Annotated in this window: 15 protein-coding genes; 5 read left to right on the forward strand and 10 right to left on the reverse strand. The window is 51.7% G+C overall.

What is annotated here, in order from left to right; genetic code table 11:
• Nucleotides 1-95: 95 nt before the first annotated feature.
• The 8 genes from M1L66_RS21635 to M1L66_RS21670 form a co-directional block, all read right to left on the reverse strand.
• Nucleotides 96-551: an Lrp/AsnC family transcriptional regulator gene (locus tag M1L66_RS21635; RefSeq protein ID WP_434688137.1), complete on the reverse strand. Its 456-nt coding sequence runs from the start codon at nucleotides 549-551 to the stop codon at nucleotides 96-98.
• 175 nt (nucleotides 552-726) lie between these two features.
• Nucleotides 727-1956 (reverse strand): LL-diaminopimelate aminotransferase, encoded by a 1230-nt coding sequence (locus M1L66_RS21640; RefSeq protein WP_187018852.1) that lies wholly within the window; start codon nucleotides 1954-1956, stop codon nucleotides 727-729.
• Between the two features lie 21 nt (nucleotides 1957-1977).
• Entirely contained in the window at nucleotides 1978-2787 is an 810-nt protein-coding gene (gene dapF / locus M1L66_RS21645) for a diaminopimelate epimerase (RefSeq protein WP_434688141.1), read from the reverse strand.
• A gap of 10 nt (nucleotides 2788-2797) precedes the next feature.
• Nucleotides 2798-3346 carry an ANTAR domain-containing response regulator gene (locus tag M1L66_RS21650; protein WP_187018847.1) on the reverse strand — a complete coding sequence of 183 codons (549 nt, stop codon included), beginning with the start codon at nucleotides 3344-3346 and terminating at the stop codon, nucleotides 2798-2800.
• 45 nt (nucleotides 3347-3391) lie between these two features.
• Nucleotides 3392-4729 carry a type I glutamate--ammonia ligase gene (gene glnA, locus M1L66_RS21655; RefSeq protein ID WP_187018845.1) on the reverse strand — a complete coding sequence of 446 codons (1338 nt, stop codon included), beginning with the start codon at nucleotides 4727-4729 and terminating at the stop codon, nucleotides 3392-3394.
• Between the two features lie 233 nt (nucleotides 4730-4962).
• On the reverse strand, nucleotides 4963-6867 hold the full coding sequence (locus tag M1L66_RS21660) for a heavy metal translocating P-type ATPase (protein WP_434688145.1): 1905 nt from the start codon (nucleotides 6865-6867) through the stop codon (nucleotides 4963-4965).
• Between the two features lie 16 nt (nucleotides 6868-6883).
• Complete coding sequence (locus tag M1L66_RS21665) at nucleotides 6884-7108, reverse strand: cation transporter (RefSeq protein WP_002603175.1); 225 nt, start codon at nucleotides 7106-7108, stop codon at nucleotides 6884-6886.
• A 27-nt stretch (nucleotides 7109-7135) separates the two neighbouring features.
• A complete protein-coding gene (locus M1L66_RS21670) occupies nucleotides 7136-7501 on the reverse strand; it encodes an ArsR/SmtB family transcription factor (protein ID WP_025531196.1) in 366 nt (121 codons plus the stop codon).
• Between the two features lie 399 nt (nucleotides 7502-7900).
• Between M1L66_RS21670 and M1L66_RS21675 the strand changes: the two genes are divergently transcribed.
• Genes M1L66_RS21675 through M1L66_RS21685 form a run of 3 tightly spaced genes read left to right on the forward strand, consistent with a single transcriptional unit; the run spans nucleotide 7901 to nucleotide 10320 of the window.
• Complete coding sequence (locus M1L66_RS21675) at nucleotides 7901-8701, forward strand: ABC transporter ATP-binding protein (RefSeq protein ID WP_434688149.1); 801 nt, start codon at nucleotides 7901-7903, stop codon at nucleotides 8699-8701.
• Nucleotides 8702-8711: 10 nt separating this feature from the next.
• Nucleotides 8712-9515: an ABC transporter permease gene (locus tag M1L66_RS21680; protein WP_187018838.1), complete on the forward strand. Its 804-nt coding sequence runs from the start codon at nucleotides 8712-8714 to the stop codon at nucleotides 9513-9515.
• A 19-nt stretch (nucleotides 9516-9534) separates the two neighbouring features.
• Complete coding sequence (locus tag M1L66_RS21685) at nucleotides 9535-10320, forward strand: ABC transporter permease (RefSeq protein ID WP_434688152.1); 786 nt, start codon at nucleotides 9535-9537, stop codon at nucleotides 10318-10320.
• 127 nt (nucleotides 10321-10447) lie between these two features.
• Here M1L66_RS21685 and M1L66_RS21690 read toward each other — a convergent pair whose 3' ends face one another.
• Together M1L66_RS21690 and M1L66_RS21695 are read right to left on the reverse strand one after the other, a co-directional pair.
• Nucleotides 10448-10684, reverse strand: coding sequence for an HPr family phosphocarrier protein (locus M1L66_RS21690; protein WP_002603170.1), 237 nt, complete (start codon nucleotides 10682-10684; stop codon nucleotides 10448-10450).
• A 118-nt stretch (nucleotides 10685-10802) separates the two neighbouring features.
• A complete protein-coding gene (locus M1L66_RS21695; RefSeq protein WP_434688155.1) occupies nucleotides 10803-11810 on the reverse strand; it encodes a substrate-binding domain-containing protein in 1008 nt (335 codons plus the stop codon).
• A gap of 183 nt (nucleotides 11811-11993) precedes the next feature.
• Here M1L66_RS21695 and M1L66_RS21700 point away from each other — a divergent pair, with 183 nt between their 5' ends.
• Together M1L66_RS21700 and M1L66_RS21705 are read left to right on the forward strand one after the other, a co-directional pair.
• Complete coding sequence (locus M1L66_RS21700; protein WP_187018832.1) at nucleotides 11994-13544, forward strand: response regulator; 1551 nt, start codon at nucleotides 11994-11996, stop codon at nucleotides 13542-13544.
• Nucleotides 13541-15412, forward strand: coding sequence for a sensor histidine kinase (locus M1L66_RS21705; protein ID WP_434688157.1), 1872 nt, complete (start codon nucleotides 13541-13543; stop codon nucleotides 15410-15412). Before M1L66_RS21700 ends, M1L66_RS21705 begins: the two co-directional genes overlap by 4 nt.
• Nucleotides 15413-15445: the final 33 nt, after the last annotated feature.

Here is a 15445-nt window from a genome sequence, read left to right on the forward strand (position 1 = left end):
ACACTTTAGATATATTATACAAAAATTTCAGAAAATGCACAATACTATTTATAAAATTGCACTATAATTAATAATTAGTTAATCGATCGAAGATATTAATCGTGAAAGCTACCAGCCTCCATGACATCCGCCCCCCTGGGACCGACCGGAGTTGACAGTACGATCTGTGTGTTCGTCTTCCCGTATTTCTGCACTTCACCGATAAAAGCGTCCAGCTCCATGGTGCTCCGGAAGGTCACCTTCAACAGCATGGAGTAATCTCCCGTCACGCAGCTGCACTCCAGCACATTGGGAATCTCCGCCATCCGTTCGTAAAATCCCAGCTTCTCTCCAGGCACAACATCCAGATTTACATATGCCGTGATGTGATATCCCAGCTTAACCGGATCCACCGCCGCGTGGTACCCGGTGATGATGTCCTCCCGTTCCAGTTTTCCAATCCTGGAGGAAACCGCCGGCGAAGACAGAAAGGTACTCTCAGCAATCTTCTTGAGGGAATACCTTGCATTTTCCTGCAGCATCTGCAATATTTTCTTATCGATCTCATCCATCTGATTTTTCTCTCCTTTTATAGAATAAAAATTCCGGCAAGCGGAGTCCCCTGTGAAACAAAAAAAGCGTCAGTACCACCAGGGTACGAACGCTTTTGTCCTTTTTATTCACAACCATTATCTTTATTTTCTTATTTCTCATCTAGCATAACCACAGAAAGGGCGGTTGTCAACGTTATTTTCTTAGGGAAACCATATTTTTCATGCGTTCCACGGCCTCCACCGTATTCTCATACGTGCCAAATGCCGTTAAACGAAAATATCCCTCGCCGCTGGGCCCGAATCCGCTTCCAGGAGTTCCCACCACGCCGGCCTCATTTAAGAGGCAGTCGAAGAACTCCCAGGAGGTCATTCCGCCAGGGACTAAAAGCCAGATATAGGGGGCGTTGACACCGCCGTACACCTCGCATCCGATTTCCTTCAGCCCCTCATAGATCACCTTCGCATTTCTCATATAATAGGCTACCTGTTCCTTTAGCTGCTCTCTGCCTTCCGGAGAGTATACCGCCTCACCGGCCTTCTGAACGATATAGGGGGCGCCGTTGAACTTCGTTCCGTGGCGCCTCGCCCACAGGGAATGGAGCATGACACCTCCACGGACCAACTCCTTCGGAATCACGGTAAATCCCAGACGCACGCCGGTAAAGCCGGCGTTTTTCGAGAAGGAACGGAACTCTATGGCACATGTTCTGGCCCCTTCGATCTCGAAGATGGAGTGCGGAACCGACGGCTCTGCGATATACGCCTCATAAGCCGCATCGTAAAGGATCACGGCTCCCGTTCTGTTGGCATAGTCGACCCACACCTTAAGCTGGTCTCTCGTAAGCGTCGTTCCGGTCGGATTGTTTGGAACGCACAGATAGATCAGATCGGGAGTCTCCTCCGGGAGTTCCGGGACAAACTGGTTTTCCGCCGTGCACGGCATGTAAATGACTCTGCTCCATTTTCCCGTCTTCTCATCATACTCTCCGGTTCTGCCGGCCATGACGTTGGAATCCACGTAAACCGGATAGACCGGATCGCAGACTGCAATTACCGCGTCCTCGCTGAAAATCTCCTGGATATTGCCGCAGTCGCATTTCGCACCGTCGGAGATGAAGATTTCATCCGCCTCGATCTTACATCCACGGGCGGCGTAATCGCCAGCCGCGATGGCCTCCCGCAAAAAGCCATAGCCAAGATCCGGCGCGTAACCATGAAATGTCTCTACACTGCCCATCTCCTCCACGGCATCGTGAAGCGCCTTTATGAGAGCCGGCGCAATGGGCTGCGTGACGTCGCCGATTCCCAAACGGATAATCTTCTTATCCGGATTTGCAGCGGTATAGGCATTCACCTTTTTCGCAATAGCGGAAAACAGGTAGCTTCCCGGCAGTTTCAGATAGTTGTCATTTACTTTTACCATCGATGTCCTCCTGTGAGCAAATTATAAATTTTCTGGATCAAATCCCCCCTGAAATACTTCCACAGCCGGTCCGGTCATATACACATGGCCGCTCTCCCGGTCCCAGGTTATGCTTAATGTTCCCCCCTTCAGTTCCACCTCCACGGTATTCTCCGTCCTGCCGCTTAAGATGGAGGCTACAGCGCTCGCCGTCGCTCCTGTGCCGCAGGCCCACGTCTCTCCGCTTCCGCGCTCCCACACACGCATGCGTAGATGGCTTCTGTCGATCACCTGGATAAACTCTGAGTTGGTCCGTTCCGGAAAACGTTTATGTGTCTCAAACGCCGGTCCCATGGCCTCTAAATCCAATCCGTCAATCTCATCCATATAATAGATGGCGTGAGGATTTCCCATGGAGATTCCAATGAACTCATAGGACCGGCCGTCGATCATGATCGGCTCCGGCACCTCTCCCGTCACCTCCGGAATCCCCATATCCACGGTGATTAGTGAGGCCTTACCGCCCTCGTCAGTGACCTTTAAATGCTTGATTCCCGCCTTCGTCTCCACATCGAATTCATCCTTTTCCACGATATGGTGGTCGTACACGTATTTCCCCACACACCGGATTCCGTTTCCGCACATCTCGCTCTCGGAGCCGTCGGCATTAAACATCTTCATGCGGCAGTCCGCCTGCCCGGAAGGACAGATCAGAATCAGGCCATCCGAACCGATTCCAAAATGGCGGTCACTGACCTTTACCGCCAGCTCCTCCGGTCTCTCCACCGTCTCCTCAAAACAGTTGATATACACGTAGTCGTTCCCCGTTCCCTGCATCTTTGTAAACTTCATGGTATCCCCCTTATCTGTTAATCAGGCTCATGATCATCTGCGCGGTTTCCACCATGTTGGTGCCGCTGTCCATGCTGCATTTCTGCAGATAGCGGTGGGCATCCGCCTCGGTCATATGGTTTCTGTCCATCAGAAGTTCCTTCGCCTGTTTGATTAATTCCTGTTCTTCCCTGCTCCGTTCCAGGGGCTTCAGTCTCTGTTTTCTCCTTCTCCTGACCAGCGATTCCATCATCATCTCCAGAGTGCTGATCAGATCGTGAACCTTCAGGGGCAGCCCGAGACAGACTACATCCTCCGGCGCTCTTCCGTTCCAGTGTCCCGGCGATGCCACCAAAAGCATCCGGACTCCCGGAGGCAGACAGTCGTAGAGTTCGTCGTACACCATGTCTGCAAATCTGGCCCCGCATACCACAATCCCACTTCCCAGTTCATCGGCGCTGTTAATGGCCTGTGCGCCGGAAGTACAGACCGCCGCGACCGAAAAGCCATTTTTTGCAAGGATATTCCTAATATTTTTCGCGTCCTCCGGTTTGGAGAACGCCACAATCACATTGGCCAAGCGCACTCACCTCCAGGGTATCGAATCAGCTGAGAAACAAAAAAATTAATACTTATACAAGTACTCCTTTGTCTCCCAATCCGTTACGTACGCCCGAAACATCCTCCATTCGGCTTCCTTGGCCTCCAGATACTTGGTATAAATATGCTCTCCCAGAACCTCTTTCATAAATTCGCTGCTCTTAAATTCCTCGATGGCCTCTCCGAGCGTCTCAGGAAGCCTGGAAATACCGCGCGCAAGAACCTCCTCCGGCGCCATGGTATAAATATTAGTATCCACACTGTCGGGCGGAACCATACCTTTTTTAATTCCGTCCAGGCCAGCCGCCAGGCAGGCCGCCAGCGCCAGATATGGATTGACGGAAGGGTCCGGGCAGCGCAGCTCGATCCGGGTGCTCTCTCCTCTCGACGACGGAATCCGAATCAGCGGACTGCGGTTTGCCTTTGCGGACCACGCGATATAGATGGGCGCGTCGTACCCGGGTACGAGCCGCTTGTAGGAATTCACCAGCGGATTCGTTAAAATGGTCATCTCCTTCATATGGCAGAGGATGCCGGCCATAAACTGGTAGGCGAGCTGGCTGAGCCCCAATGGATCCGCCTCATCCTCAAATAAGTTCTTTCCATTTAAATCAGACAGGGACATATTTAAGTGCATACCCGATCCATTGACTCCCGCCTTCGGCTTCGGCATAAACGTGGCATGAAGGCCGTGGCGTTTCGCAATCGCTTTTACTGCCATCTTAAACGTCATGACATTGTCAGCCGTCACCAGCCCTTCCGCGTATTCAAAGTCGATTTCATGCTGTCCCGGCGCCATCTCATGGTGAGATGCCTCTATCATAAATCCCATATCCTCCAGATTGAGCACGATATCCCGGCGGACATTCTCTCCCTGATCAATAGGAGCCACGTCGAAGTACCCGGCCATTTCGTGGGTCTCCGTCGTCGGTCGTCCCTCCTCGTCTGTCTGAAAAATAAAAAATTCGCATTCCGGTCCGGCGTTAAAGACAAAACCCATATCGGCCGCTTCCTTTAGCACGCTTCTCAGCACATACCGCGGATCCCCCTCAAACGGAGTCTTATTGGGACGGTAGACGTCACACATCAGCCGCGCCACCTTTCCCTGCTGCGGGCGCCACGGAAAAATCTCAAAGGTATCCAGATCCGGATATAAATACATATCGGATTCCTCGATCCGCACAAAGCCCTCGATCGAGGACCCGTCAAACATACAGCGGTTATCGAGCGCCTTCTTCAGCTGGCTCGATGTGATGGCAACATTTTTCAACATGCCAAAAATGTCAGTGAATTGAAGTCGGATAAACTCCACATCTTCCTCTTCCACGATTCGGAAGATATCTTCCTTACTGTATTTGCTCATAATAGCTTCTCCCTTCCCTATGACACAAAAAGGGGCGTGATGTGCCAGAACCCCTGACCGGAGCTTCCGCCCCGATGAAATTCTCTTACATCACCCCCGTTATATGCATAAAATATAACAGCTTGAAAAAAGTTTGTCAATGTATTTTTATTCTTATTCTGGAAGCATTTTATTCATATTTGGAAAACAATCCAGTCATCCGGTTTTCCCGCAAAGGTATGGGGCCATTTCCCTTAAACTTCCGTACCTGCGCTGCCCTCAAACGCCTTCTCCCGCGCCTTCTTATAATTCAGCGCCCTGATGGCATTTAAAATCGCCAGTACCGAAACACCCACATCGGCGAATACCGCCGCCCACATGGTTGCAAATCCGAGTGCCGTCAGAATCAAAACCAGTACCTTGACACCGATTGCAAATATAATATTCTGTTTTACAATCCGCATGGTTTTTCTGGCGATAACGATGGCATCCACGAGTTTGGAAGGTTCGTCTGTCATAATCACCACATCCGCGGCTTCCACTGCCGCGTCGGAACCGATTCCGCCCATGGCGATACCGATATCCGCTCTGGCAAGAACAGGGGCGTCATTGATGCCGTCGCCCACGAATCCCAGTGTGCTGCCTTCCGGCTTCGTAGTGAGGAGTTCTTCTACCTTCCCCACTTTATCCCCCGGCAGGAGGCCGCCGTACGCTTCATCGAGGCTCAGCTTATCTGCAACCGCCCTGCCCACTTCCGGTTTGTCTCCGGTCAGCATTATGAGGCGTCTGACGCCGGCTCTTCTCAGTCCGTGCAGCGCTTCCGGCACATCCTCGCGCACCGTATCGGAAATGATGATGGAACCGAGGAACACGCCGCCTTCTGCGATGTAAAGGGATGTTCCCATAATCTCCGGCACATCGGTAATGGTGATTCCCTGTGCCTTCATCAGCCTTTCGTTACCGATAAATAAGTCTTTTCTGCCGTTCTCCAGATCCAGTACCGCGTGGATTCCGTGTCCGGCAATCTCTTCCGCCGTGATAATCCTGGATTCCTCCACGCTCTTTCCATATGCGTCCTTCACCGACAGGGCAATCGGATGGTTGGAATGAAACTCTCCGTAGGCCGCCAGTTCAAGCAGTTCGTCCTTCGTTCCCTCCACCGGTTTTACCCGTGTCACCTGGAACTTTCCAGTGGTCAGTGTTCCTGTCTTATCAAATACCACCGTATCGAGTGACGCCACCGCTTCCAGATAGTTGCTTCCCTTCATCAGGATCCCCTGCTTCGAAGCCGCTCCCAGGCCTCCGAAGAAGCTGAGCGGGACGGAGATAACCAGTGCGCATGGGCAGGACACTACCAGGAAACTGCACGCGCGGTAAATCCAGATTCCCCAGTTTCCGGCCAAGAGCAAAGGCGGAATAATAGCCAGAGCCAGCGCCAGACAGACGACCACTGGGGTATACACTCTGGCAAATTTGGTGATGAAGTTCTCGGCCTTTGCCTTTCTGGAGCTGGCATTTTCCACCAGTTCCAGGATCTTTGCCACGGTGGAGTCATCGAACAGCTTCGTCACCCGGACCTCCAGAACTCCGTTTAGATTGATAGAGCCGCTGATGATCGGATCATGATCCTTTACCTCCACCGGCATGGACTCTCCGGTCAGCGCCTTCGTATCGAGGCTGGAGTTTCCTTTTATAATCACGCCGTCGAGCGGCACCTTTTCCCCTGGCTTAACGACGATCGTATCTCCGATTTCGACTTCATACGGATCGACCTTCTCTTCTTTTCCATCCCGGACCAGGTTGGCATACTCCGGGTTGATATCCATCAGCTCGGTGATGGACTTTCTCGACTTGTTGACAGCATAATCGCTGAATAACTCTCCTACCTGATAAAACAGCATGACCGCAACCGCTTCTTCCAGGGCTCCACACCCAATCGCTCCGAAGGTTGCCACTGTCATCAGGAAATTCTCATCAAATACCTGGCCATGGGAAATGTTGCGCACCGCCTTGAGCGGAATGTCATATCCGGCAGACAGATAGGAAATTACAAACGGAATCCAGGCATAAGCCGTCTTCCCTTCCATCAGGGCTCCTGCGATCAGAAATACCGCGCTGACCGCCAGCCTTACTACCATCGTTTTCTGTTTTTTCGTCATCGCTGCTCCTTAACGTTTACCGGAGTACCTTAAATTCTGCTTCCGGTTCTATCTTATATGCAATTTTTCTGCTTTCTTCCACAATCGCGTCTGCACGGTCGTCCTCGACCTCCATGGTCAGTCTCTGCGTCATAAAGCTGAGTGCCGCAGACTTCACGCCTGCCAGCTTCGAAACCTCAGTCTCGATCTTTGAAGCACAGTTTGCACAGCATAAACCTTCTAATTTAATAATCTTTCTCATACCTTACTCTCTCCTTTTTCTTTTCTCTTATTCGCAGATATGTTCCATGCCCTGGGCCAGAATCGTCTCGATATGGCCGTCTGCGAGGGAATAAAATACGGTTTTTCCGTCCCGCCTGAACTTTACCAGACGCATCTGCTTTAGGACGCGCAGCTGATGGGATATCGCTGACTGCCCCATCTTCAAAAGGCCTGCAATATCACAAACGCACATCTCTGACTGGCTGAGTACATACAGGATCCTGATTCTGGTGGAATCTCCGAATACCCGGAAGAATTCGGCCAGATCCAGAAGCTGCTGGTCAGCCGGCATCACCTGCATGACACGGTTTACAATGTCCTCGTGGACCGATATAAAATCACAGTGAGGTGCCTCGCTGTCCTGCAGATCCATTCTGTTTCCATCCTCCATGATTTACCTCCTTCTTGTTCTTATTTTATTCCATCATATGAATAACTGTTCATATGTTTATATTATCACATTTTATGAATAAGTCAATACCCTTTTTCCGTTGACTTTTGCCCTCTCCGGTGCTAAAATGAAGTTCCTTTCTCCCGCCTTCATCCCATTCCGGGAATCGGGAAAAGAGAATATTGATACCACGGTAGAGTCCCCGGAAAGCAGGCGTCATTTCCTGCTGCACAGTCACCTCCCGGAGAGGAATGCGGTTTTTGAGGCATTCCACCGCTTGGCAAGATATTAGAACGCACTCACTGTTACGACAGATCTGCAACCGGCTGTCCTCTGTCAGAAAGTCCACGTTCCATAATATTACTACCAGGAGGAACCATTATGATTCAAGTGGAACATGTGAACAAGACTTTTAAAGTCGCAAGAAGGAGCGCCGGCTTTTCTGAAGCGGTCAGGGCGCTTTTTCACAGAGAAGTGGACTATGTCCATGCGCTGAACGACATCACCTTCACCATCGGAGACGGTGAGATGGTTGGCTACATAGGCCCCAACGGCGCAGGAAAAAGCTCCACCATCAAAATCTTAAGCGGAATTCTGACTCCCGACAGCGGAACCTGCCTCATTGACGGCCGGATACCCTGGAAGGAACGGAGGGAACACGTAAAAGAGATCGGCGTCGTATTCGGCCAGCGCTCACAGCTCTGGTGGGACGTGCCCGTCATTGATTCCTTCGAGCTTCTCCGCGACATCTATGAAATTCCCCAGACACATTACGAAGACGCACTCGACGAGCTTGTAGATTTACTGTCCTTGAGTGAAATCATGCGGACGCCTGCCAGACAGCTGTCCCTCGGCCAGCGGATGCGCTGTGAAATCGCCGCCTCCCTGCTGCACCGGCCGAAAATCTTATTTTTGGATGAGCCGACCATCGGCCTGGATGCCGTCTCCAAGCTGGCAGTCCGTGACTTTATCCGCAGACAGAACAGAATTCACGGCACCACGGTCCTCCTGACCACCCATGACATGCAGGACATAGAAGCCATGGCAGACCGGGTCATGCTGATCGGAAGAGGCCGTCTGCTTTTAGACGGCACCTTCGGGTCACTGAAAAATCACTGCCGGGAAGAAGGGGAAACTTTGGATGAGATGGTCGCGGATCTGTACCGCGATTATCGGATTTAGGAGGCCGCTTATGAAAAAATACCTCTCATTTTTCCGGATTCGCTTCCTACACGGGCTGCAGTACCGGACTGCCGCGGTGTCAGGCATGGTCACCCAGTTTGTCTGGGGCGCCATGGAGATTTTACTGTTCCGGGCCTTCTACCAGGCGGATTCCTCGTCATTTCCCATGACCTTTCAGGCGCTGTCGACCTACGTCTGGCTTCAGCAGGCATTTCTGGCCCTCTACATGGCCTGGTTCTGGGAGATGGAGCTGTTTGATTCCATCACCACGGGCAATGTAGCCTACGAGCTCTGCCGTCCCGTGCGCCTCTATAATATGTGGTATGTCCGGAGTCTCGCCGTCCGTCTGTCAAAGGCGGTGCTGCGCTGTATGCCGATTCTCATCGCAGCCCTTCTCCTTCCGAAGCCCTACGGCCTCACACTTCCCTCCCATGCGGGAACCTGGTTTTTTACCGTACTTTCCATGGTTCTGGCGCTGTTCATCGTCACTGCGCTTAACATGGTGGTCTATATGTCTGTTTTTTATACTATCTCCTCTCAGGGAATCCGGCTGATCGTCTCGTCGCTCTTCGATTTTTTCAGCGGCGCCGTCATCCCACTGCCCTTTTTGCCGGGAAATATAGGAGCTGTCGTCAGCCTTCTGCCCTTTGCCTCCATACAGAATGTGCCGTTCCGCATCTTCGGCGGTGATTTGAGCGGCCGTGAGATATACTTAAGCCTTTCTCTGCAGGTCTTCTGGCTGCTTGTGATGCTGGCCGCCGGCCGGGCCATGGAACGCCATGCATTGAAACACGTTGTCATACAGGGCGGTTGAGAAAAAGGAGGAATCTTTTATGAAAGCAGTACGGCTTTATTTTCGTTTTTTTGAAATGCAGTTAAAAAGCATGATGCAGCACAAGGCTTCGTTCTTTTTCACCATGCTGGGACAGTTTCTCGTCTCTTTTAACGCGTTTCTGGGCGTCTACTTCATGATGACGCGTTTTCATGAGGTTTCCGGCTTCATCTATCCGGAGGTGCTCTTATGTTTTTCCATCACGCTGATGGCGTACACGCTGGCGGAGACATTTTTCCGCAGCTTCGATACTTTCAACCTGATGATTGGAAACGGTGAATTCGACCGGATCCTGCTGCGGCCGGGCAGCTGCGTCTTCCTGGTGCTGTGCAGCAAGATCGAGCTTACAAGGATCGGACGGCTTCTCCAGGCTGTCGTCATGCTGGCTTACGGAGTGGCGAAAAGCGGTATTCTCTGGACACCGATGCGGGTGCTCACGCTGGTCCTCATGATCGGAGGCGGGACCCTCGTGTTTGCCGCTGTCTATATCATCTTCGCCTCCATCTGTTTCTTCACCCTGGAGGGGCTGGAGTTCATGAACGTGTTCACGGACGGCGCGCGGGAGTACGGTAAATATCCGATCGCCATTTACGGAAAGACGGTGCTCACGATCTGCACCTTCCTGGTGCCGTTTTCCCTGTTCCAGTACTACCCCTTCCTCTATCTGACCGGCAAAACTGCCAGGGACTGGTACGCCCTTCTTCCGCTGCCCGCCTGCCTCTTCTTAATTCCGGCGGCCTGCCTGTGGCGTTTCGGATTGTCCCATTACCAGTCCACAGGCTCATGAGAGAGCCCCTCTGAAGCAGCTGTTACACAAAAAGAAGGCAGAGAAAGTAAACGGTTCTACCTTTTACTTTCTCTGCCTTCCGGCAGTCAAAACTCTATGGCTTATTCGGCCTGATTTTGCTTTTTCTTCACGCAGCGATGGGAACGATAGCTGCTATCTGATCAATTATATTATCACAGTTATCTGTATGGAAGATAACTTCTACTGTTCTCGATTTAGCAAGGGACAGCACTCCAACAATCGACTTCGCATCTACTATACGGCTTCCCAGTTTTACGTCCGCATCAAAATCACATTTGCTCATAATTTTTACAAATGAAAAGATCTGTTCTGCCTGGTCAAACGTTACGAAAATATGCTTCATTTTTATCACCCCTTTGTTTTCTGACAGTTTATATCATACCACGACACGATTCGACATTTCTACGGTAATATTTTTCTAAATACTGGAAAATATTTCGTTTTTGCCATTTATCCCTGTTTCACAGGCCGCTGCCGCCCTCATCCGGTGATGCGGGACCGCCCGCCGTCACTTCCAGGCCGCCGCCGGCTCCCTCATGAATCGGATAATCCCTGCCGTCTTCCGTTTTAAATACCGCTCCTTCTCTCACTGTAAGTTCCTGATTAACCAGTGCCATGGACACCTGGGCAGACAGCTTTCCTAAAGCAGCCGGATTCCAGAGATTTAACTCCGGACACACGCAGGCGTAGTCAGAAACAGCGTCTTCCTCAGACATGGGTGGAACCCCAAGACCTGTCACCCTGATCTGTCCCTCAAGTCCCTGCTCTTTTACAACATCCGCAGCGGCCTTAATCCCTACCGTGGTGGGCGCACAGATCGCCTTAAGTGCCGGGTACCTCTCTATCAGCTCTCTCGTCCTGGCTTCGGATGCCTTATAATCATCCTCCCCATATACAATATCCACGAGACGCATATTCTGATACTCCGGCTGTTCCAGTTCCTCCATCATGGCGCGAATCCACTGGCTCTGATTAGCAGAACGGGCCTGGGCCGAAAGGATTGCCCACTGGCCCTCCCCAGCCATACAGTCCCTGACCGCGTGCACCAGACTGGCGCCTGTCTCCTTCGGATCGGCCGGGCTCACATAAATGCTGCGGCTGTCCTTTTCCGTGTCAGAATCTAAAGTAGTGACCACGATTCCTTTTGCCATCGCCTCCTTTAACACGGGAGCGAGCGCATGTTCGTCACTGACCGCGATAGCGATGGCTTTCACCCGCTCCCGCATCATACGGCGCACAAGAATCACCTGATCCTGGGCCCTCGCCGATTCCGGATACAGCACCTCGCAGCGATATCCCGCTTCCTCTGTCACCTGGCGGAACGATTCCGCCACTTCTTCATTATACTGGTTATCCTTCGATTTCATGATTACTGCATATTCCGGATTCTCCTCCACCAGCCCCGCAGCACTGCACGCCGCAAGACTTAAAATGGTCAGAAGTCCTATTATCAGCCAGAACCGTTTCACCGTCTTCCCTCCGCTGTCTCCTCTTTTGTTTCCATCATATACCAGTATAATACCCATGGGGTAATTTGTCTATTTTCGTTGCATATTTCCTATTTCCTGTTACAATATTTATATACCATGTTTACAAAACATGAAACCGGGAACGTTCTGGCGATCCCGCATTTTTGGAAGGAGAAAGATACGATGAAACTGCTGATTGTAGACGACGAAAAACTGACCCGCGAAGGAATCCGTGACAGCATCGCCAGGCTTTCTCTGCCTTTTGACTCCATACTTCTCGCCGACGACGGAGTACATGGCCTGGAGACTGCGGTCTCCGAACAGCCGGACATTGTCTTAACCGATGTGAGGATGCCCCGGATGACAGGTGTTGAGATGGCAGAAGCCATTTTAGAAAAGAATCCTGATACCGCTATTATTTTCATGAGCGCCTATTCTGATAAAGAGTATTTAAAGGCAGCCATCAAACTGAAGGCTGTCCGTTACGTAGAGAAACCACTGAGCCTCTCCGAGCTCGACGACGCCCTGGCCGAGGCCCTGTTAAACTGCCAGGTGCGCAGCCACACGCGGAGCGCCGTCATGATACAGGAAAAGGAGCAGAAAGGCCATCTGGCCCACCTTCTGTCGCTTCCGGACAGCGAAGCGGCGGCGCTGGAGCTGAGCGGCCAGTTGGAGCTTACCATCGGTCCCGCTACCTCATTTTTCACAATCATCGTAGACAGCATGACGCCGCTCTCCGAGCTTCCGGAGATCCCGATGGATGAGGCGCGGGAGAATTTCCTGATTCTGTTAAAGGAGCTGGGATTAAAGCAGGTCTATGCCTTCCGCTCCGACCGCTATGTAATCGTACATATATATTCTGAGAAAAAGCCGGATAAGGAGGCTGTTAAACGATGCGCCCTGTTCTTACAGGAGAGCTTCGACAAATACTGCCGCTTTTTCCTCGCAGTAGGCCCTATCGTCACGGGCACCGCCTCTGTCCATCTCTCTTATGAAAAGGCGAAGCATCTCCTGGAAAACAGTTTTTTTCACGAGTTCAATTCCATTTTGACCGATTACGATAAACCGGCCGCCCTCTGCCCGCCCGCCGATGTACTGATGGACTTTGGCCTGGCCCTCTCGGAAAAGCAGAAGGAGAAGGCGCTGGAACTGGTGAAACAGCTCCATGATTCCATCTTGAACGGCCAGCCGCTTCTGCCCAGCCAGGTGAAGGATATCTATTACAAATACCTTGTCAAGCTGGACGAAAACGGCATCATGAACTATGTTTCCCTGTGGAGCAGCGAGGGAGTAAATCCTCAGTCCATCTGGGACAGCGTACTCCGCTGCCGCACATTTTCTGAGCTGCACAGCCTGCTGGCAGAGAAAATCGAACAGTATTTTGACCATTTAAGCCGGGACACGGGGGAGAATCCCCTGGTCTTTCAGGTCAAGGAATACCTTCACCAGAACTATGCCATCTCCTCGCTCTCTGTGCTGGATGTCAGCGAATATGTGAACCGGTCTTCCAGCTATATCTGCACGCTGTTTAAAAATGAGACGGGTCAGACACTGAACCAGTATCTGACCAATTACCGGATCAAGAAGTCCAAGCAGTTTTTGGGCGATCCCCGTTATAAGATCGCCGATATTTCCTCCAAGGTGGGCTACAGCGACGGCAACTATTACAGCAAGACCTTTCGAAAGCTGGTGGGCCTGTCCCCTTCTGAATACAGGGAGAAAATACTTTCATGAGAAACTTCTTCAAACGAATGATGCGTCACTATACGTATGACCTGAAATTAAAGAATAAGCTTGTTATCTCCCATGCTCTTTTAATTCTGCTGCCCACGGCGGTCTTATCAGGCTTTATTTTCGTAAAGCTTTACGGCATCGTCATGGACGACTCCATTCGCTCGGAACAGGCCTTATCTGCACAGACGGCGGCGTCGATCGAGAATCTGGTGTCCCATGTGACCTATGTATCTGACGCACTCAAGGAGTCTTCCTCCATCCACCGCCTCTTCTATCTCTCGGAGAGCGATGCAGCGGCGTTTGAGCCGGAGCAGAACCGGATGGACAGCCTGTTTCATTTGACGGACAGCCTGACCGACAACACCATGATCACGGGAATCCGCATCTACTACGATGATTCCGTTTACCCTGATCTGATGAAATACAATACCGAGGGCAACCGGCTGTTTGCTCCTGTCTCCTCTATCAGCAGCAGCTACTGGTACGGAATCTTCAGCACCATGCATGATAGGGAGCTGCTCTGCCCGGAGCTCTACTTAAGTCCGTCCGAAGCAGGGGAATTCGGCCGCCTGGCCTATATTTCCAAGATCACCTATCTGCCGCCTGTAGGCTCCGATCAGGAGCTTGTGCAGGCCTCCGCCTATCTGGCGGTGTATTTTAACGGTGAGCCCTTCGATTCCGCGCTTATTAACAACGCCTCAGTCAAGGGAGAGGCAGCTTACATCATCAACAGCCGTGACGTGATGGTATCCGCCTCCGACATGGCCCTTGCGGGGATCTACTATATTCCCGCGGACGAACTCTTTACCAGGATCGGTCCGGAAAAGACATTTTCCCTGGTGGAGTATCCGGATGGCGACGCATATACGGCCTACTTCCCAGTCAGGAACACGGACTGGTACATGGTTTCCCTGCTGCCCTCCAGCCACATCACCGACGCAGGTAGGAAGCTGATTCTTCAGCTGATTATGGCCTACCTTCTCTTCACCGCCGCCGCCCTCTTCATCGCCCTGAAGCTTTCCGTCTCCATCGCGGACCGTATCATCGCGGTGGCCTATCAGATGGAATCCGTCCGTACAGGCCGCCCCAGGCCGATGGAGGCCGAAGAGACCGGTTGTGACGAGATCGGCGTCCTCACCGACACGTACAACTATATGACGGAAGAGATCAACGATCTGATGAACAGTCAGGAGAAGGCCTCCGAAGACTTAAGGCTGGCGGAGTTCCGGGCCTTACAGGCGCAGATTAATCCGCATTTTCTCTATAATACACTGGATATGATTAACTGGCTGTCCAGAACCGGACGAAAAGAAGACGTTACGAAGGCGGTCCAGACACTCTCCCGTTTCTATAAGCTGACGCTCAGCAAGCGGGGGCTTATGAACACCATCGAGGAAGAACTGGAACACACCGAGCTATACGTGGAGCTCCAGAACATGCGTTACGACGACTGTGTCAGTTTCGTCGTGGATGTGCCGGATGAACTGTCCGAATATACCATTCCAAAGCTGACCTTCCAGCCCATTGTGGAGAATGCATGGCTCCACGGAATCATGGACAAAGAAGAAAAAAGCGGCAACATCCTTCTGACGGGCTGGCGGCAGGACGGGGACATTGTCTTCCTCATCTCCGATGACGGCATCGGAATTTCTCCCGAAAAGCTGGAATCTATTCTGGCAGAAGGAAAAGGAGATTCCATGGCAAATGGAACCTCCGATTCTGTACACATCGGTGTCTATAACACCAACCTCCGCCTGAAGCGTCTCTACGGAGATTCCTACGGCCTTACCTTCCAGAGTTCTCCCGGAACAGGAACGGAGGTGACCATAAAGATTCCCGCGAAACGCCGCGAAGACAGCCCTGTTTAAACCAACAGAGCTTTAGAGCGTGTTTGAAAATTG

The sequence above is a fragment of the Hungatella sp. SB206 genome, assembly GCF_051132295.1.
GTDB lineage: Bacteria > Bacillota > Clostridia > Lachnospirales > Lachnospiraceae > Hungatella > Hungatella effluvii.